The organism is Streptomyces odontomachi, assembly GCF_024435355.1.
GTDB lineage: Bacteria > Actinomycetota > Actinomycetes > Streptomycetales > Streptomycetaceae > Streptomyces > Streptomyces odontomachi.
In genome coordinates, this window is record NZ_JAMJWG010000045.1 from 1 (window position 1) to 18,367 (window position 18,367).

Sequence of the window (18,367 nt, forward strand, 5' to 3'; positions counted from 1 at the left end):
TCTCGTCGACGACGTCATCGATCCCACCGAAACCCGCGAAGTCCTCGCATCCACCCTCGCCATGCTGCGCACCAAGCACGCCGAGAGCCCGGCCCGCAAGCACGGCAACCCACCACAGTGATCCACTCCGCTCCTCGTCTCCTCGTCTCCTCGTCCCAGCGACATGACGAAAGGCCACCGGACATGACCCCACCCGCCATCGCCGCCACCCCCACTCCCATCCGCATCGAGCGGGGCACGGCCACACCCGAGGAACTCGCCGCCCTCACGGTGCTCCTGCTCACCCGCACCCACCCCACGCCTCCCACCCACCCCACCCGAGCCGTCTCGCCCTGGCTACCCCGACGTTTCGCACCACGCAGCTGGCAGTCCCTCTGAACCGGCGCGAACGCACATGAGGCGGCCAGGCCAGGGGCCCTGGCCTGGCCAGGCCCGGCCTGGCAGGATCGCGCGCATGGTGCAGGCACTCCCCCGTATCGACCGTCGACGCGCACTGCTCGGCTCGGCCGCGGCCCTCGTCGTGGCCGCGCTGCTGCTGTGGTGGCTGGGCCCGTGGACCGGTCGGTCACCGCACGGCACGATCACCATCAGTACGGGGTCGAAAAACGGTGTCTACGAGACCTACGGCCGCCTCCTGAAGCAGGAGCTGCGGCACGACATGCCCGATGTGACCGTCCGCCTGGAGAGCAGCGAAGGCTCCCAGGAGAACGTCGAGCGGGTGGCGACGGGCCATGCCGACTTCACCATCGCCGCGGCGGACGCGGTCGAGAAGTACAAGATGGAGAAACGGCCCGGCGCCGACCGGCTGCGCGGCTGCGCGCGGCTCTACGACGACTACGTGCAGCTCGTCGTGAAGAGGCTCTCACCGGTGCGGTCGATCAAGGACCTGAAGGGCAGGCGCGTGGCGATCGGGCCGGCCGGCTCCGGGGTGCGGCTGATCGCCGAGCGGGTCCTCCGGGCGGCCGGGCTCGACCCGGCCAAGGACATCCAGGCGAAGTCGGCCGGCATCGACACGATGCCCGACGCGCTTCGGCACGGCGACATCGATGCCTTCTTCTGGTCCGGTGGGCTGCCGACCCGGTCGGTGGACACGCTCTCCAAGGAGTTCCCCATCCGCTTCGTGCCGCTGAACTCGGTGGCCGACACCCTGCACCAGCAGGGCGGCCCGGCCGCCTACTACCGCTCGTCGGACATGCCCTCCGACGCGTACCGGGCGGCGCAGCGCGGCGTGCCCGTACCGACCCTGGCGGTCGCGAACCTGCTCGTCACCACGGACCGCGTCGATGCGAAGCTCACCGAGCAGTTGACGCGTACAGTGATCGCCAGCCGGGACCGGATCGGTTCCGTGGTGCACGCCGCACAACGCGTCGACCTGCGCACAGCGCCGTACACCGACCCCCTCCCGCTCGACAAGGGCGCCGGCCGCTACTACCGCTCAGTGAAGCCGTGAAGCCGTAGCACCCCGACCGGACACCGTGGCGCCCTCCCACCGTGTCGGCGGCCGTCACTCCCCGCGCGGCTCCTGCCGCGGCACCCGTACCGTCACCTCGAGCCCCCGCGGCTCGTGGTGGGCGTATTCCATGGCGCCGCCGCCCGCGGCGAGCAGGGCCCGGCAGATGGACAGGCCAAGACCCGAACCGTTGATGTTCTGGTGGCGACCGCTGCGCCAGAAGCGGTCGCCGATGCGGGACAGCTCCTCGTCGGTGAGGCCGGGCCCGCCGTCCGCGACGACGACGGTGGACGTCTCCCCGTTCGAGGAGACCGTCACGGAGACCTGCTCGTCGGCGGGCGTGAACTTCAACGCGTTGTCGATCACCGCGTCCAGCGCGCTGGACAGCGCGACCGGGTCGGCCCAGGCGGTGGTCGCCGGGCACTGGTCGGTCAGCCGCACCCCCCTGTCGTCGGCGACCGGGCGCCAGGCGGCGACCCGCTCGGCCGCCAGCTCGCCGATGTCGGTGAGCCGGAGATCCGCGGCGGCGTGCTCGGCGAGCGCAAGGTCGAGCAGGTCGTCCAGCACCCGGGCGAGCCGTTTGCCCTCGGTGCGCACCGAGGCGATCTCCTCGTTGTCCTGCGGCAGCTCCAGGGCGAGCAGGTCGATCCGGAGCAGCAGGGCGCTCAGCGGGTTGCGCAACTGGTGCGAGGCGTCGGCGACGAAGGCACGCTGCTGTTCCAGGACGCCTTCCACGTTGTCGGCCATCTCGTTGAACGACCGGGCCAGGCGTCTGAGCTCCGGCGGCCCGCCGGCCGCGGCGACCCGGGACTTCAGCCGGCCGGTGGCGATGTCGTGGGTGGTGGCGTCCAGCACCCGCACCGGCCGCAGCACCCAGCCGGTCAGCCGGAGCGCGGCGGCCAGCGCGACCAGCAGCGCGGCGCACTCCCCGGCGACGATCAGCAGCCAGCCGTGCAGCGTCCTGGCGCGCATCTGATCGGTGGGTGAATCGGTGACGACGACCGCGACGACATCACCGTCCCGGACGACGGGCGCGGCGACGGCGAGCCTGCCGTGCTGCCACGGCCACACCTGCCCGGGGTCGTGCCCGGGGCGCGAGGCCAGCGCCACCTCGAAGCTCTCGTGCAGCTCGCCCTCGTCGGGCAGCGACCAGTCGTGGGGGGCGTGCGCCACGGGCGTGCCGTAGCGGTCGAAGACACCCGCGTTGATCCCGTACACCGCGTGGTAGCGGTCGAGCTCCTTCTGGAGGGTCTGGGCACGCTCGTCGGGCACGGTCTTGGGCCGGGGCTGCCCGGGCTTGAGGATGGCGGTGATCCCGGCGCTCGCGGTGCCCTCGGTGATGTACTGCGCAAGGGACGCGAAGCGTGCGGTGTCATCGATGCGGTCGACGACCACCCGCTGCTGCTGGGCGGCGGCCAGGCTGACGCCCAGCGGGACGCCCAGGGCCAGCAGCACCGCGGCCATGAGGACGATCAGCAGGGGAAGGAGTCGGGAGCGCACACGACCCCGCTACGCGGCCGGGGCGACGAGCCGATAGCCCACGCCGCGTACCGTCTCGACGAGCGCGGGCAGCGCCAGCTTGGAGCGCAGCGAGGCCACATGCACCTCCAGCGTGCGCGCCGTCCCCTCCCAGTTGGTGCGCCACACCTCGCTGATGATCTGCTCGCGTCGGAAGACCACACCGGGCCGCTGCGCCAGCAGCGCCAGCAGGTCGAACTCCTTGCGGGTGAGCGAGACGTCCCGGCCGTGCACGGAGACCTGCCGGGTGGCGAGGTCGATGTGCAGGGGCCCCAGGTGCAGGTCGCTCTCGGTGGGCGCGCCACCTCCGACGGCCGGCGGGCGCCGCATCACGGCATGGATGCGGGCGATCAGCTCCCCGGTGTCGTAGGGCTTCACCACGTAGTCGTCGGCGCCGAGGTTGAGGCCGTGGATGCGGGAGCGCACATCGCTGCGCGCGGTCACCATGATCACCGGCGTGCTGGTGCGCTTGCGGATCTTGCCGCAGACTTCGTAGCCGTCCTGATCGGGCAGGCCGAGGTCGAGCAGGACCACGCCGAAGGGGTCGCTCTCCACCTCCGGGTCCGGCAGCAGCGCACGCAGCGCCTCCTCGCCGTTGCGTGCGTGCACGACCGTGAACCCGTGCCGCGCGAGGATCGCCGACACGGCACCCGCGACATGGTCGTCGTCCTCGACCAGCAGCACTCTCACCCCGGCCTCCCTTCCCGTTCCCCGACCGCCCGGCGCGCAGCCCGGTGACCGCTCCCCGGACACCCCGGGACGCACCCCGCCAGGGCATCCATTCCGATCCTGCCTGATGCCGTCAAGAGCGCGACGTCACCGGGGCGCGGTTCCGTTACGCAGCCGGTACGGGGCGCCACCCCGCCGTCACGCACAGCGATCTCCCGCTATCGGATCGTGATGCTCAAGTTCTGCTCAGATGTGGTGACGCTGCTAGCGCCGGATCACTACTGTCCTGGCAATCGATAGGGACGGAGCAAGAAGCCGATGACCGAAGTTTCGGTGGTCAAGGACGACGCCGGGCCCGGGACTGACGACCTCGTCGCCCTGAAGAACGTCAACAAGCACTTCGGCGCGCTGCATGTGCTCCAGGACATCGACCTGACCATTGCGCGCGGCGAGGTCGTGGTCGTCATCGGGCCCTCGGGCTCCGGCAAGTCGACCCTGTGCCGGACCATCAACCGCCTGGAGACGATCGACTCGGGCAGCATCACGATCGACGGCAGGCCGCTGCCCGCCGAGGGGAAGGCACTGGCCCGGCTGCGTGCCGACGTCGGCATGGTCTTCCAGTCCTTCAACCTCTTCGCGCACAAGACGGTGCTGGACAACGTGATGCTCGGGCAGCTCAAGGTCCGCAAGATCGACAAGCAGACGGCCGAGCAGAAGGCGCGCGCCCTGCTCGACCGGGTCGGAGTCGGCTCGCAGGCCGACAAGTACCCCGCCCAGCTCTCCGGCGGGCAGCAGCAGCGCGTGGCCATCGCCCGGGCGTTGGCGATGGATCCGAAGGTCATGCTGTTCGACGAACCGACGTCGGCACTCGACCCCGAGATGATCAACGAAGTCCTCGAAGTCATGCAGCAGCTCGCCTCGGACGGCATGACGATGATCGTCGTCACCCATGAGATGGGATTCGCCCGATCGGCTGCCAACCGCGTCGTCTTCATGGCGGACGGCAAGATCGTCGAGGAGGCTGTGCCGGACCAGTTCTTCAGCAACCCGCGCAGCGACCGGGCCAAGGACTTCCTGTCCAAGATCCTGCACCACTGACGACAGGAGCGACGCGCGAGCCGGCCCGCCCGGGCCCTCGGCGCACCGCCCGCACGGCACCCCCGGAGGCGACCACATCCCTCCGGCGGTTCCCGATTCCGCTGATTCCCGCCGCTGATTGTGCCAACGCAAAAGGATGTTCCCCATGAAGCTTCGCAAGTTCACCGCGGTGACCGCTGTTGCGCTCACGCTCACCCTCTCCGTCACCGCCTGCTCCAAGAAGAAGGACGACAACAGCGGGTCGGGCGGCAGCAAGAAGATCACCATCGGCATCAAGTTCGACCAGCCGGGCCTCGGCCTGAAGGAGCCCGACGGTTCGTTCTCCGGCTTCGACGTCGACGTCGCCACCTACATCGCCAAGCAGCTGGGCTACTCCACCAAGGACATCGAGTGGAAGGAAACGCCCAGCGCCGACCGCGAGAACGCGCTTGCCCGCGGTGACGTCGACTACATCGTGGCGTCGTACTCGATCACTCCGGAGCGCGAGCAGAAGGTCGACTTCGCCGGTCCCTACGCCCTCGTCCACCAGGACCTGCTGGTCCGCAAGGACGAGAAGATCACCAAGGGCACCGACCTGAACGGCAAGAAGCTCTGCTCGGTGACCGGCTCGACCTCCGCGCAGAACGTCAAGGACGAGATCGCCCCGAAGGCGCAGCTGAAGAACTACGGCACCTACTCCGAGTGCCTCGACGGAGTGCTCAGCGGCGCGGTGGACGCGCTCACCACCGACGACTCGATCCTGGCCGGCTACGCCGCGCAGGACAACTACAAGGGCAAGGTCAAGCTCGCCGGCCTCAAGCTCAGCAACGAGAACTACGGCGTCGGCATCAAGAAGGGCGCCACCAAGCTCAAGGGCCAGATCAACGACGCCCTGGAGAAGATGGTCTCGGACGGCTCCTGGGAGAAGGCGGTCAAGGCCAACTTCGGTCCCGCGAACTACAAGTACGAGCCGGCCCCGAAGATCGGCCACATCGTCAAGTAGTCGCTGGGACGACGGATCGGCCGGACGTCACGTTCACGGGGGGCGTGACGTCCGGTCACCCACAGCAGACGGCGGCGGTGCACCGTGCCGGCGGCAGGGCACACCGCTTCCCCGACACACGCGGAAGCACGGGAGATCGTGTTCGACTTTCTTGACAAGTACGACGTGCTGGGAGCGTTCTGGACCACCATCCAGCTGACGCTCTTCGCCGCGATCGGCTCGCTCATCTGGGGCACGGTCCTTGCGGCGATGCGGGTCAGTCCCGTTCCGCTGATGCGCTGGTTCGGGACGATCTACGTGAACGTGTTCCGGAACATCCCCCTCACCGTCATCATCGTGTTCGCCTCGCTCGGCCTGGCCGACACCTTCGGGGTGACGATGGGGGTGGCCGACGACTTCGACGCGCTGGCCTTCCGGCTCGCCGTCCTGGGTCTGATCATCTACCACTCGGCGTTCGTCTGTGAGTCCCTGCGGGCCGGCATCAACACGGTCCCGATGGGCCAGGCGGAGGCGGCACGCGCCATCGGGCTGAACTTCACCCAGGTGCTCACCATGATCGTGCTGCCGCAGGCCTTCCGTGCGGTGATCGGGCCGCTCACCAACGTGCTGATCGCGCTGGCCAAGAACACCACGGTCGCCGCCGCCATCGGCGTCGCGGAATCGGCTGCGCTGATGAAGGACATGATCGAGAACGAGGCACAGCTGGTGCTGATCTCCCTGATCTTCGCCTTCGGCTTCGTGGTGCTGACCCTGCCCACCGGCCTGCTGCTCGGCTGGCTCGGCAAGCGACTGGCGGTGAAGCGATGAGTTCCCTGCTCTACGACACACCAGGTCCCCGCGCCAGGCGGCGCAACCTGGTCATCTCGGTGGTCTTCCTGGCGCTGCTGGCGCTGCTGGCGTGGTGGGTCTGGGGGGTCCTGTCCGACAAGGGGCAGCTGGACGGGGCGAAGTGGAGCCCGTTCTTCACGGACTCCCAAGCCTGGACCACCTATCTGCTGCCCGGTCTCGGCAACACCCTGAAGGCCGCTGCCCTGTCGATGGTGATCGCCCTGCCCCTGGGCGCCGTGCTGGGCATCGCCCGGCTGTCGGACCACGGATGGGTACGGATCCCGGCGGGGGTGGTCGTCGAGTTCTTCCGGGCCATCCCGGTGCTGCTGATGATGGTCTTCGCCAACCAGTACTACGCGGATTACACCTACCTCAGCAGCGACTCCCGCCCGCTCTACGCGGTCGTGACGGGCCTGGTGCTGTACAACGCCTCGGTGCTCGCCGAGGTGGTGCGCGCCGGCATCCTGGCACTGCCCAAGGGGCAGACGGAGGCCGCGCAGGCGATCGGGCTGCGCAAGGGCCAGACGATGGGGTCCATCCTGCTGCCGCAGGCGGTCACGACGATGCTGCCGGCCATCGTCAGCCAGCTCGTGGTGATCGTGAAGGACACCGCGCTCGGCGGCGCCATGATGAACTTCGCCGAGCTGCTGAGCGCCCGTAAGACGCTCGCCGCGAACTACGCGAACGTCATCCCCAGTTTCGTCATCGTCGCGGTCGTCTTCATCCTGCTCAACCTGCTGCTGACCAGCTTCGCCTCCTGGCTCGAAGCCCGGCTGCGGCGCAGCAAGCGCAGCACCGGGGCGGTCCTCGGCGCCGGCACGGTCGACCAGCTCGACGTCCCGCGCGAGACCCCCGACCGCGCGTCCGGGCTCGACAAGGTGACCTGACACGGACCCGCGTTCCGGCCCCCGAGAGGGCCGGAACGCGCAGATCGTACGGGGGATGCGTACGGACGGGGGGCATCGGTGGGCACACCGGTGCCCCCCGTCGCTTGACGGGGGAACCCTCAGTCGGTTGCATACGTTCTGTGATCACGCCGCCCGCCCATGCTGCTCATCCCCGTACGACGCCGAGGACTCCTCGCGGGGCAGGGGGCGCCACGCAGTGGACCCGGTGATCATCGTGGGCGCCGGACCCGTCGGGCTGGCGCTCGCCCTGGGCCTGGCCCGTCACGACGTGCCGTCCGTCGTCCTGGACGAGGGCACTGCGGAGCGCGAGCAACGCCCCGCCCGTACGGTCGTGCTGCGGGAGGACACCGCGGCGCTCGTCGTGCGGCTCACGGGTCGCGCGCCCGCTGAGCTGGGTGCCGCGTGGACCGGGTGGCGGTCGTTACGGCGCCGGCAGGTGGTGCGCCAGGTCGCCTTCGGGCCCGACGAGCCCGCCCCGCTGCATGTCGCACAGCACACCCTGACCGCTGCACTGCGCGCGTCGGCCGCCGCACACCATCTGGTGGAGATCTCACCCCACAGCCGTCTGGACGCCCTCGAGCAGGAGTCGGGCTGGGTGACCGCGCACACCCGTGGGTCCACGGGCACCTGGTGGCGCGGTAGCCATCTGGTCGGCTGCGACGGCGCCCGCTCGACGGTGCGCAAGCTGCTCGACGTCCGCTTCCCGGGGCGCACCGGGGTCGAGCGGTATGCCGTCGCGGCACTGCGCACCGAACTGCCCTGGCCCGGTGAGGCGTTGCTGCACCGGATGCCGCCGTGGCGGCACGCCGGCAGCGAGGTGACCGCCCGTCCGCTGCCCGAGGGTCTGTGGCGTCTCGACTGGCTGCTGCCACCGCGCGGCGAACTCGTCACGCCCGACGCCCTGGTGGCCCGGATCCGTACGACCCTGGGCGGCTGGAGCCACGGCCACACTCCCCCGTACGAGTTGCTGGACACCGGTGTCCACACCGTGCACCACCGGCTGGCCCGCCGCTGGCGCGTCGGTCGGGTCTTTCTGGCCGGGGACGCCGCCCATCTCCTCGGCGCGCTCGGCACCCAGGGCCTCGACGAGGGCTTGCGCGACGTGGGCAACCTGGCGTGGAAGCTCGCCCGCGCCTGGCACCACGGGCAGCACGAGGCGCTGCTGAACAGCTATCAGGTCGAACGGCGCGCCGCGGTCTCCGCCCGGCTGCGCGCCGCCGACCAGGCGCTGCCGATACTGCGCGGCGGGGGCGGCCTGCGCGGCCTCGTGCCCGGCTCGGCGCACGGGCACGACGCACTGCTGGCCGACGCCCACCTGGGACGTGGGCAGTTGGGCGGGCCCGGTTCGTACGCCACCTCGCCGCTCGCACCGGAACCGGACGACGCCGAGGTGGAGACCGGTACACCACCCGGCTCACCGGTGGTCGACGTGGCCGTGACAGCGGACGACGGCTCGTCGGTGCGGCTGCGGGACCGGCTCGGGCACGGCAGGCTGCTGGTGGTGCTGGTCGCGCCCGGCACCGGTGTGTGGCCACGCAAGCACTGGGTGACCGCGGGCATCATGCCCCGCCTGGCAGCCGCGGTGACCGCCCTGCCCTGCGCGGCGGAACTGCTCGTCACCGAGGCCTACCCGGGCGCCGCGGCGCACACCGTGCTGCTCGTGCGTCCGGACGGTCATCTGGTGACCGCACTCGGGGGCGTACACCCGGCTGCGCTGTATGCGGCGGCCCATGCGGCGATGGGGGGCGCGGCACACGCCCAGGACGAGGGTCGGGCCGCGGACCGGGCCGGCGACACGAGCCGGTCGCAGGCCGGCGTCGAGGGCCGACGCGGGCGCGGCGAGCAGGGCTGACTCCGGCCCTCCCGGCCCCGCCTGCGGCCTGTTCCCATGCGTCATTCCAGGCAAAGGGCCCCTCCTGGCCGCGCCCGTGCCGGGCCAAGTTGACCATGACCCGCCGTCATGGTGTACTCCGCTCCATGACCGACACCGCTGTGCATCTGTGGCGCAAGGTCCACATGGACCTCGTCCGCTATGTCGGCTGCGTGTGTCATCTGTCTGGCTGAATTCGCCGCCATCTCCCCCAGGATTCGCACCCGGCGCCGCACCGCATGTCTCGGGCCCGCCCGGTGCGCTGGCGCAGCCCTTCTTCAGGTGCGCCATTCAGCGAACTCTTCTGGACGGTCTTCATGTCTCTCACCGTTTCTGGTTCCGGGTCCTCTGATTCCGGGTCCATCGACCCCTCTGGCTCGGGGTCTCCTGCCTCAACTGATGCTGGATCCGCTGATCCGGGGTCCACTGGCCCCGTGTCGGCCATGCTCGACGCCCCCGGCGACCACCAGCCGGTGTCCGGCGAGGCGCCGACGGTCGCGCAGTTGCACGACTTCGCACGCCGTGTCGCCGAGGACGCCGAACTCATCGCCTCCCTCCCGCTCGATCCCGAGGGCCGTACATGGGTGCGGCTCGACGGTCCCGGTGGCAGCGAGGCCTGGCTCATCGGCTGGCCGCCCGGCACCGGCACCGGCTGGCACGACCACGCCGACTCCATCGGCGCCTTCTTCACCGCCGGCGGCGAGCTGACCGAGAACTCGCTCGCCGCCCGCCTGCCCACCGACGGCTGGCGCACCCTCGAGCTCACCGAGGACGTCGACCGCGTACGCCACCTGGCCACGGGGCAGGGCCGGGCCTTCGGCAAGTTCCATGTGCACGAGGTGCTGAACGAGTCGATGACCGAGCACGCCATCTCGGTGCACGCCTACTACCCGCCGCTGCCGCAGATCCGCCGCTACAGCCGGACCGGCGACACGCTGCGGCTGGAGCAGGTGGAACGCCCGAAGGACTGGCAGTGAGCGCCGGCCGTACCGCCCCGGTCTCCATCGACGAGCACCTGGAGCGGGTCCGCGCCGGTCTCGACCGCATCGAGGCGCATGCCGCGCACCGGGCAGCGGAGTCGGGTGAGGCCCTGCTGGTCGACATCCGGTATGCGGCGCTACGCGACCGTGACGGGGTGATCCCGGGTGCGGTGGTCGTCGAGCGCAACGAACTGGAGTGGCGGCTGGACCCGTTCGGCAGCCATCGCCTTCCGGAGGCCACCGGTCACGATCTGCGGGTGGTGGTGCTCTGCAACGAGGGCTATGCCTCCAGCCTTGCGGCCGTCTCCCTCCAACAGCTCGGTCTGCACCGCGCGACCGACCTGATCGGCGGCTTCCAGGCATGGCGCGCGGCGGGTCTCCCGGTGGCTCCGGGGGCACGGGTCGCGTCGGGAGCGCCCTAGAGTTCGTGCCCGCCGGGGACCGGGGGTGTCCGTCCGGCGGTCATGTCCCGGTGGCCCCGGACCGTGTGGTCGTCTGGTGGTGATGTGGCGGCCGTCGCCCCAGGGGTGTCGGCCACCGTCGTCCGGTCACGCGCTTGCGCGCGGTGTCACATGCTGTCGTCGAACAGGCCCTCCGTGTCCTCGCCTTCCTCCTCGAGGGCACGGCGGACCACTCGGAGCGCCATGCCTTCCGGATAGCCCTTGCGGGCCAGCATCCCGGCAAGGCGGCGTATCCGCTTGTCGCGGTCGAGTCCACGGGTGGTGTGCAGCTTGCGGGCGACCAGCTCGCGGGCGGTCTGCTCCTCCTGCTCGGAGTCGAGCTGTCCGACGGCATGGTCGATCAGCCGGGTGTCCACCCCCTTCGTGCGCAGCTCGCGCGCGAGGGCCCGTCTGGCCAGTCCGCGGCCGTGGTGACGGGACTCCACCCAGGCCTCGGCGAAGGCACCGTCGTCGATCAGGCGGGCCTCCTCGAAGCGGGAGAGCACCTGCTCCGCCACGTCCTCGGGGATGTCCTTACGGAGCAGGGCGTCGGCGAGTTGCTTACGGGTACGTGGGGCCCCGGTGAGCAGGCGCAAGCAGATAGCCCGTGCCCGCTCCACCGGGTCCCCTGGCGGTGCTTCCTCTTCGGCCCTCGACGAAGAGGACGCACCGCGGTCCTGTGCCGCCGGCCACTGGCCGGACCGGCGCCTGCGACCGGCCGGGCGACCGCTGCCGGCCGACCGACCGCCGTCCGTGGCGCCGGCCGGCTCCACCGGCTCCGGCCAGTCTGTTCGCCGCGTCATGGGCTAGCTCTTGGCAGCCGCGGCCTTGGGCTTGGCACTCTTGGCCGCTGCCGCAGGAGCGGCCTTGGCCTCGTCCGGTGCAGGGGTCACAACGGCCGCGTCGGCGCCCGGCTCTGCTGCGGGGGCGTCCGGCTTGGCGACGCCGACACCGAGCTTGTCCTTGATCTTCTTCTCGATCTCGTTGGCCAGGTCGGGGTTGTCCCGGAGGAAATTGCGGGCGTTCTCCTTGCCCTGGCCGAGCTGGTCGCCCTCGTACGTGTACCAGGCGCCCGCCTTGCGGACGAAGCCGTGCTCGACACCCATGTCGATCAGGCCGCCCTCGCGGCTGATGCCCTGGCCGTAGAGGATGTCGAACTCGGCCTGCTTGAAGGGCGGCGCGACCTTGTTCTTCACGACCTTGCAGCGGGTGCGGTTGCCGACCGCGTCGGTGCCGTCCTTCAGGGTCTCGATGCGGCGGATGTCGATGCGCACGGAGGCGTAGAACTTCAGGGCGCGGCCACCGGTGGTGGTCTCCGGGGAGCCGAACATCACGCCGATCTTCTCGCGGAGCTGGTTGATGAAGATCGCGGTGGTCTTGGACTGGTTGAGCGCGCTGGTGATCTTCCGCAGCGCCTGGCTCATCAGGCGGGCCTGGAGGCCGACGTGCGAGTCGCCCATCTCGCCCTCGATCTCCGCGCGCGGCACCAGGGCGGCGACGGAGTCGATCACGATCAGGTCGAGGGCGCCGGAGCGGACCAGCATGTCCGTGATCTCGAGCGCCTGCTCGCCGTTGTCAGGCTGGGAGAGGATCAGGTTGTCGATGTCGACGCCCAGCTTCTTCGCGTACTCGGGGTCGAGGGCGTGCTCGGCGTCCACGAACGCGACCTGGCCGCCCGCCTTCTGGGCATTGGCCACCGCGTGCAGGGTCAGGGTCGTCTTACCGGAGGACTCCGGGCCGTAGACCTCGACGACGCGGCCACGGGGCAGGCCGCCGACGCCAAGGGCGACATCGAGTGCGGTCGACCCGGTGGGGATGACCTCGATGGGCTCATTCGGCCGCTCGCCGAGGCGCATGACGGCGCCCTTGCCGAACTGCCGTTCAATCTGTGCGAGGGCGGCGTCGAGCGCCTTCTCGCGGTCGGTTCCTGCCATGGGTTCCACCCGGTTTGCTTGAGTCGATCGCTTCACGTCAAAGACGCTAACGCCTGCCACTGACAATGCGCTCCGACGCCTGCCCGGCCTGTGGATAACTCAGGGGAATCTCCCGGCCGTCGACCGGAGAATCCCTACTGCGCGGGGCCACGACCCATAAGAATGGATGTTCGATTTTCATGTCAAGCAGGCGCGCACCACCGCGCGCACACGACCCACGGGCCACCCGGCCCGACCCGTCCGGCCCGACCCGTCCGGCCCGGCGCCGGCCGCGCCAGGCATCTCACCGCGAACGGCGCACGTCACACGCGCCCGCCACCGGACGGCTCACCCGTCGCGCGACTCGCCGCGATCCGCCCGCGGACGCGGGATCCGCGCCCCCGTCCCCCGCCCGTCGCCGGCCTCCGCCAGCGTCCGGCGCAGCCATCGCAGGACCCGCCCAGCGCCGCGCCCCTGATGGCCGCCCACCCGCGGGTCGTCGGTCACGTCGTAACGCCGGATGTAGGCGCCGAGGAAGGCCTGGAGCGTGGCGACCGCGGGGATGGCGATCAGCGCGCCGACCGCACCCAGCAGGGCCGTGCCCGCGATGACGGAGCCGAACGCGACCGCCGGGTGGACGTCCACGCTGCGGGCGGTGAGCTTGGGCTGGAGCAGGTAGTTCTCGAACTGCTGGTAGATCACGACGAAGACCAGCACCCACACCGCGTACCAGGGGTTGACCGTGAAGGCCAGCAGCATGGGCAGCGCGCCCGCCAGGTAGGTGCCGATCGTGGGGATGAACTGGGAGACCAGACCCACCCAGACGGCGAGCACCGGAGCGTAGGGCACGTCCAGGGCCTGGAGCAGGACATAGTGCGCGCATCCGGATATCAGGGCCATCAGGCCGCGCGAGTAGATGTACCCGCCGGTCTTCACGACGGCGATCTCCCAGGCGCGCAGCACCTCCGACTGGCGCGCGGGCGGCAGCACGGAGCACAGCGCACGGCGCAGCCGCGGCCCGTCGGCGGCGAAGTAGAACGAGAACAGCATGATCGTCAGCAGCCGGAAGAGCCCGCCCAGTACCTGGGTGGAGACGTCGAGCACCCCGCTCGCGCTGTTCTGGACGTAGGACTGGAGCACGTCGGAGTGCAGCAGGCTGTCCTGGATCTGGACGCGGCTGAGGTCGGTGTGGAAGGTCGTGTTGATCCAGTTGACCAGCGCGTCCAGGGTGTTCGGGAAGTCCTGCACCAACTCGATGATCTGGCCCGCGAGCATCGAGCCGAGCAGGGTGACGAACCCTGCGGCGCCGATCAGGACCGCCAGGAAGACCAGCCCCGTCGCCAGGCCCCGGCGGACGCCGAGCGCGGCCATCCAACTCACGGCCGGCTCGACGGCGAGCGCGAGGAAGAACGCGATCAGGATGTTCACCAACAACCCGACGAGCTGGTGGAACATCCAGCTGCCGAGCTGGAAACAGGCGATGAGGGCGAGCGCGAGCACCATGGCGCGCGGCAGCCAGGGAGGCATGCGGGCGTCACGGCCGGAGGGTGTCCGCGGTACGGGCGGCGCGTCACTGCCGTCCGCGGGAGGCTCGGCCATGGGTGCGCCGCCCTGGGCGGTCTCGTCTGTCGGTGCCACCCGGCCAGTCTCGCCCACACTTCCCACGGACGGCGGCCATCCCCGATCTCCGCTCCCCCGGCAGGCCGCGTGCGGGCCCGGACACAGCAGTTGCGGGGCGGGCAGAGGGCGCGAACGTCACACGGTTATGTGGCGCATCGCACAGTTCTCTGGGGTGGTGTGCGGACCCGTCAGCAGCGCGCGATGCGCATATAGGGCGTGCGGATGCGCGCAGGGGTCGATGCCCGTGGGCACGGGGTCGGCACTGGCCGACTGGTACGGAGCCGGTGCCGACCGGCGGGGTGCGGGCGCGCCCTCAGCGCTTCTCCGGCGGGATGCCCATCGCTTCGCACACGGCACGCCAGACGTCCTTCGCCTCCCAGCCGGCGTCCAGCGCCTCATGGACCGTGCGCCCGCCGAGTTGCGCCATCACGTGATCGCGCGCGAAGGAGTCGGCGTAGCCCGCACCGAAGTGGTCCGTCATGTGCTCCCAGAAGACCGTCAACCGCATGCCCTCCAGTATCCCGCCCCTGGAGTGCAGCATCGCGGGTCGCCCCCCGGCACCGCGCTTTTGCCCCCTACCGTCGCCGTATGACCGAAACGACATCATCCCTTCACGCAACGTCACATGCGCGACTCCCGCGCCCCGCGTCCGGCCCGCCGCGCTCCCTACCCCGCTCGTCGGGCGTGACGAAGCCGGCGCCACCGCCCCAAGGCCGCACCCGCACGCCCCAGCGCCCCATGGCAGCGGGCGCAGCGGGTACCGGTGCGTTGCGTCGCGCGGAGGAGTTCGTCCTGCTGACGGCGCGCGTCCTTGAGCAACGGCGGTTCGCTTACCACTTCCTGGGCGGCGGTGCCGGCGCAGCCGACGCGGTGGAGCGCGCTCTGGCCGCCTATCGCAACGAGGACGAGGGCTACGGGCACGCCCTGGAACCAGGGCTGCGCGGTCCTCAGAGCAGGCCCTCCCACGTGGTGCACGCGCTGCGCGTGCTGGACTCCATCGGGCGCTGCCACGGGCAGCCGGTGGAACGGCTCGGCCGGTATCTGACGGCGGTGTCGGCGCCCGACGGAGCGCTGCCCCACCTCGTGCCCGGACGACACCGTCACGGCCCCCAGGGCGACCTGTTGACCACGGGCCACGCGGTGGGCCTGCTGCACCGCAACGACGTCTGGCACCCCTGGCTGTTCCGGGCCACCGACTTCTGCTGGCACGCCGTGGAGTCCTCTGCGGCGCCCACCCCGCACGAGGTGCGGGCGGCGGTCGCGTTCCTGGATTCCGTGCCCGACCGCACACGGGCGGAGGCAGCCGCCGACCGGCTCGGCCGGCTGGTGCGTGAACAGGGTCTCGTCGTCCTGGATCCGGGGCAGCTCGGCGCCGGCCCGCAGGCGGCGGGCGCGGGGCGCGCCCCGGGCGAGCACCACCTCCCGCACCACTACGCGCGGGTGCCCCGGTCGCTGGCCCGCGCCTGGTTCACCGACGACGAGATGGCCCGCTCCCTCGACTTCCTCGCGGCCGACCAGCAGCGGGACGGCGGATGGCCGGTCCTGCCCGCAGGGCCTGCCCCCCGGCAGGACACCGAGCGCCGCTGGTCACCGGGTGCCGCCCTGGAGCGCCTGGAGCGGCGTCCCGTCGTCACCGTCGAGGCGCTGCGGACGCTGCGGGCGTACGGCCGCCCCGTGGCGTGAGCGGCACCTCCCGACGCCGCTCCCCACGGCCTCGTCGCCCTTCCGCACCGCCCGGACGTCGGGCGCCGGGCGCCCCCCGCCGGTCAGCCGGTCATCGCTCGCACGGCCGCGGTGGCCAGTACCGCGGTCGCGATCACGACCAGGAAGGGCGCGCGCAGGACGAGGACCACGGCCGCAGCGGCCAGCCCCACCGCCTTGGCGTCGAGGGTCAGGGCACGTCCGTCGGCGAAGGTCTGCTGGGCCGTGAGCGCGGCGAGCAGGGCCACGGGGAGCAGCGCGGCCAGCCGTTTGACGACCGGTCGCTCAAGGACGCCGGACGGGACGACGAGCCCTATGAGCTTCACCGCGTAACAACCGATCGCCGTGACGGCGATCGCAATCCAGATGTTCACGCCTGTTCTCCTTGCGCGCCCGGCCCGCCGGCCGCGGCATCGTGTCCGTCGGCCTCGCCGTCCTGGCTGTGGCCCGTGGGGCCCTGCCGATGGGTCGTGGCGCCCTGCTCGTCGACGGTGCCGTCGTGCCGGTTGCCCGTGGTGCGGCGCCTGCGGCCGTCGGCCCAGAGCACGGCGGGCGCGGCGAGGGCGGCCACCAGTACCGGGACGCCGGCAGGGAGCACCGGCAGCAGTCCGAGGCCGAGGACGACGGCCACCCCGGCCACGGCACGCTCGGTTCCGGTGCGCAGCATCGGTGCGAGGAGCGCCAGGAAGACGGCCGGGTTCGCGGCGTCGAGCCCCCAGGCGTCGGTGTCGCCGATGGCCCGGGCGCCCAGCGCGCCGAAGAGGGTGGTGAGGTTCCACAGCACGTAGAGGGTGAGGCCGGTCACCACGAAGCCGATGCGTGCGCTGCGCCTGGTGGGCTGGGCCAGGGAGACCGCCGTGGTCTCGTCGATGACCCACTGCGCCGCCGGCAGCCGCACCGCACGCGGCAGGGCCAGCAGCTGCGACAGGCGCAGCCCGTAGAACGCGTTGCGCACGCCCAGGAAGAAGGCGCCGGCAGCGGCGGTGAACGGATTCCCGCCCGCTGCGAGGGCCCCGACGAGTGCGAACTGCGAGGCGCCCGTGAAGACCAGCAGGCTCAGCACGCAGGTCTGGAGCAGCGTGAGGCCGCTGCCGGCCGAGGTCACGCCGAAGGCGAACCCCGAGAGGCCGACGGCGACCCCGACACCGAGCGCGTCCCGCACCACCGCCGCATCGCGCTTCTCGTCACCCGAACCGCCGTCCTTGAGAGCACGCCGCTCCGTACGCATCCCCATGGGTGGGCTGCTCGCATCATGCGCCCCTGGGACGTCGCCTCCCCCTGGCAAGGCACCGCGCCCGGGGGGTGCGTCGTCGCTCCCCAGGGGCGTGTCGTTTCTCCTCAGGGGGTGACGCCGTTCGGTCGTACGTGTCGTCTGTTCTGCCACCCTCCGGACGGTAGGTGCAGACGGGGTCGGGGTTCTTGTACGTTTTTGCGCTCCCGCTGGTACGCGCCCGGTGGCACGCCGACGATGCGGGCGAAGTGGCGGCTGAGGTGCGGCTGGTCGGTGAAGCCCACGTCGGCGGCCACCCGGGCGGGTGGTGTGCCCGCGTCGAGCAGCTGGCGGGCGCGGCGCACCCGGGCGTCGGTGAGCCAGGTGTGCGGCGGCATCCCGTAGCTGGCCCGGAAGGCTCTCAGGAGCGCGAACGGGCTCGTGCCGAGGTCGGCGGCGAGCCGCTCCAGAGTGGGCGGCTCGGCCATCCGCTCTTCCAGCACGGCACGCGCGCGTGCCGCGATTCGGGCGCCCGCCGTGCGCACCGGACGTCCCGGCAGCAGGCCGCCGTTGCGCCGCAGCAGCCGGGTCACCAGCAGCCTCAGCAGGGTGTCGGCGGCCAGGGCATTGCCCTCGTCGGCCGCCCGCAGCACCTGGTGGACCTGGTGCGCGGCGGTGGGGTCGGCCAGCACCGGCAGGGTGAACCCGGGGGTGCCGCGCAGGGCGGTGGTCTCGGCGGCGATCGCGGCAACGAGGTCCGGCGCCGGGTACACCGCCCCGTACCGCCAGCCCTCGGGCACTCCGGCACGGCCCGTGTGCGGGGTGTCCGGGTTGACCAGGGTGAGTGTGCCGGGGCCCGCGTACTGATCGGCGCCGCCGTGGTGGAAGACCTCCACACCGTCGGAAATGGCGGCGATCACGAAGTTCTCGTGGGTGTGCCGGACGAAGGCCTTGCGGATGTAGCGGGCGCGCAGCAGGTCGACACCCGGCAGCTCCTCGTACCGCCAGTGCCGCGCCCGTTCTCCCGTACTCGCCATGGCTCCCATTCTGCGCGGCACGCCCGCCCGGCCGCCGACCCGTATGCACAAACGGACTCCTATCTTCCGTTCCGTCTTCGCCGACCGTCCCGGGGCCCAGGCCAGCGCCGCCGCAGGGCCTTCGCCGACGCCCACCGCGCCGC

Annotated in this window: 20 protein-coding genes; 11 read left to right on the forward strand and 9 right to left on the reverse strand. The window is 71.3% G+C overall.

Annotated elements, in window-relative coordinates:
* The 3 genes from NQO67_RS44745 to NQO67_RS42040 form a co-directional block, all read left to right on the forward strand.
* Positions 1-121, forward strand: a 121-nt coding sequence (locus NQO67_RS44745) for a carboxyl transferase domain-containing protein (protein WP_374119304.1), incomplete at its 5' end; no start/stop codon positions are given.
* A 62-nt stretch (positions 122-183) separates the two neighbouring features.
* Positions 184-378 (forward strand): acyl-CoA carboxylase epsilon subunit, encoded by a 195-nt coding sequence (locus NQO67_RS42035; RefSeq protein ID WP_255955896.1) that lies wholly within the window; start codon positions 184-186, stop codon positions 376-378.
* A gap of 76 nt (positions 379-454) precedes the next feature.
* Entirely contained in the window at positions 455-1,450 is a 996-nt protein-coding gene (locus NQO67_RS42040) for a TAXI family TRAP transporter solute-binding subunit (RefSeq protein WP_255955897.1), read from the forward strand.
* Between the two features lie 54 nt (positions 1,451-1,504).
* On the opposite strand, the gene NQO67_RS42045 is transcribed toward NQO67_RS42040, so the two are convergent.
* Both NQO67_RS42045 and NQO67_RS42050 read right to left on the reverse strand, forming a co-directional pair.
* Positions 1,505-2,950 (reverse strand): HAMP domain-containing sensor histidine kinase, encoded by a 1,446-nt coding sequence (locus tag NQO67_RS42045; protein WP_255955898.1) that lies wholly within the window; start codon positions 2,948-2,950, stop codon positions 1,505-1,507.
* Between the two features lie 9 nt (positions 2,951-2,959).
* On the reverse strand, positions 2,960-3,658 hold the full coding sequence (locus tag NQO67_RS42050) for a response regulator transcription factor (RefSeq protein WP_255955899.1): 699 nt from the start codon (positions 3,656-3,658) through the stop codon (positions 2,960-2,962).
* Positions 3,659-3,955: 297 nt separating this feature from the next.
* Here NQO67_RS42050 and NQO67_RS42055 point away from each other — a divergent pair, with 297 nt between their 5' ends.
* The 7 genes from NQO67_RS42055 to NQO67_RS42085 all read left to right on the forward strand — a co-directional run bounded on the left by NQO67_RS42055 (position 3,956) and on the right by NQO67_RS42085 (position 10,725).
* The gene (locus tag NQO67_RS42055) at positions 3,956-4,735 is read left to right on the forward strand and encodes an amino acid ABC transporter ATP-binding protein (RefSeq protein WP_255955900.1); all 780 of its coding nucleotides are present in this window, start codon (positions 3,956-3,958) and stop codon (positions 4,733-4,735) included.
* A gap of 145 nt (positions 4,736-4,880) precedes the next feature.
* Positions 4,881-5,717, forward strand: a complete 837-nt coding sequence (locus tag NQO67_RS42060) for a glutamate ABC transporter substrate-binding protein (protein WP_255955902.1) — start codon at positions 4,881-4,883, stop codon at positions 5,715-5,717.
* A gap of 138 nt (positions 5,718-5,855) precedes the next feature.
* Positions 5,856-6,524 carry an amino acid ABC transporter permease gene (locus tag NQO67_RS42065; protein ID WP_255955903.1) on the forward strand — a complete coding sequence of 223 codons (669 nt, stop codon included), beginning with the start codon at positions 5,856-5,858 and terminating at the stop codon, positions 6,522-6,524.
* Positions 6,521-7,432 (forward strand): amino acid ABC transporter permease, encoded by a 912-nt coding sequence (locus NQO67_RS42070; RefSeq protein WP_255955904.1) that lies wholly within the window; start codon positions 6,521-6,523, stop codon positions 7,430-7,432. The genes NQO67_RS42065 and NQO67_RS42070 overlap by 4 nt, the downstream gene beginning before the upstream one ends.
* Before the next feature lie 217 nt (positions 7,433-7,649).
* Complete coding sequence (locus NQO67_RS42075; RefSeq protein WP_255955906.1) at positions 7,650-9,305, forward strand: FAD-dependent monooxygenase; 1,656 nt, start codon at positions 7,650-7,652, stop codon at positions 9,303-9,305.
* Between the two features lie 461 nt (positions 9,306-9,766).
* Entirely contained in the window at positions 9,767-10,300 is a 534-nt protein-coding gene (locus NQO67_RS42080) for a cupin domain-containing protein (protein ID WP_255955921.1), read from the forward strand.
* Positions 10,297-10,725 (forward strand): rhodanese-like domain-containing protein, encoded by a 429-nt coding sequence (locus tag NQO67_RS42085; protein WP_374119302.1) that lies wholly within the window; start codon positions 10,297-10,299, stop codon positions 10,723-10,725. The genes NQO67_RS42080 and NQO67_RS42085 overlap by 4 nt, the downstream gene beginning before the upstream one ends.
* A gap of 146 nt (positions 10,726-10,871) precedes the next feature.
* Here the strand turns inward: NQO67_RS42085 and recX are convergent, their stop codons facing one another.
* The 4 genes from recX to NQO67_RS42105 all read right to left on the reverse strand — a co-directional run bounded on the left by recX (position 10,872) and on the right by NQO67_RS42105 (position 14,784).
* The gene (gene recX / locus NQO67_RS42090; protein ID WP_255955908.1) at positions 10,872-11,546 is read right to left on the reverse strand and encodes a recombination regulator RecX; all 675 of its coding nucleotides are present in this window, start codon (positions 11,544-11,546) and stop codon (positions 10,872-10,874) included.
* Positions 11,547-11,549: 3 nt separating this feature from the next.
* Positions 11,550-12,677 (reverse strand): recombinase RecA, encoded by a 1,128-nt coding sequence (recA, locus tag NQO67_RS42095; RefSeq protein ID WP_255955909.1) that lies wholly within the window; start codon positions 12,675-12,677, stop codon positions 11,550-11,552.
* A gap of 327 nt (positions 12,678-13,004) precedes the next feature.
* On the reverse strand, positions 13,005-14,294 hold the full coding sequence (locus tag NQO67_RS42100) for an AI-2E family transporter (protein ID WP_255955910.1): 1,290 nt from the start codon (positions 14,292-14,294) through the stop codon (positions 13,005-13,007).
* 295 nt (positions 14,295-14,589) lie between these two features.
* The gene (locus NQO67_RS42105) at positions 14,590-14,784 is read right to left on the reverse strand and encodes a DUF3046 domain-containing protein (protein ID WP_255955911.1); all 195 of its coding nucleotides are present in this window, start codon (positions 14,782-14,784) and stop codon (positions 14,590-14,592) included.
* Between the two features lie 230 nt (positions 14,785-15,014).
* Here NQO67_RS42105 and NQO67_RS42110 point away from each other — a divergent pair, with 230 nt between their 5' ends.
* Positions 15,015-15,959 (forward strand): hypothetical protein, encoded by a 945-nt coding sequence (locus NQO67_RS42110; protein ID WP_255955923.1) that lies wholly within the window; start codon positions 15,015-15,017, stop codon positions 15,957-15,959.
* A gap of 83 nt (positions 15,960-16,042) precedes the next feature.
* On the opposite strand, the gene NQO67_RS42115 is transcribed toward NQO67_RS42110, so the two are convergent.
* The 3 genes from NQO67_RS42115 to NQO67_RS42125 all read right to left on the reverse strand — a co-directional run bounded on the left by NQO67_RS42115 (position 16,043) and on the right by NQO67_RS42125 (position 18,224).
* Positions 16,043-16,351, reverse strand: coding sequence for an AzlD domain-containing protein (locus NQO67_RS42115; protein ID WP_255955912.1), 309 nt, complete (start codon positions 16,349-16,351; stop codon positions 16,043-16,045).
* Positions 16,348-17,205, reverse strand: a complete 858-nt coding sequence (locus NQO67_RS42120) for an AzlC family ABC transporter permease (protein ID WP_255955924.1) — start codon at positions 17,203-17,205, stop codon at positions 16,348-16,350. The genes NQO67_RS42115 and NQO67_RS42120 overlap by 4 nt, the downstream gene beginning before the upstream one ends.
* Before the next feature lie 110 nt (positions 17,206-17,315).
* On the reverse strand, positions 17,316-18,224 hold the full coding sequence (locus tag NQO67_RS42125) for an AraC family transcriptional regulator (RefSeq protein WP_255955913.1): 909 nt from the start codon (positions 18,222-18,224) through the stop codon (positions 17,316-17,318).
* Positions 18,225-18,367 lie beyond the last annotated feature (143 nt).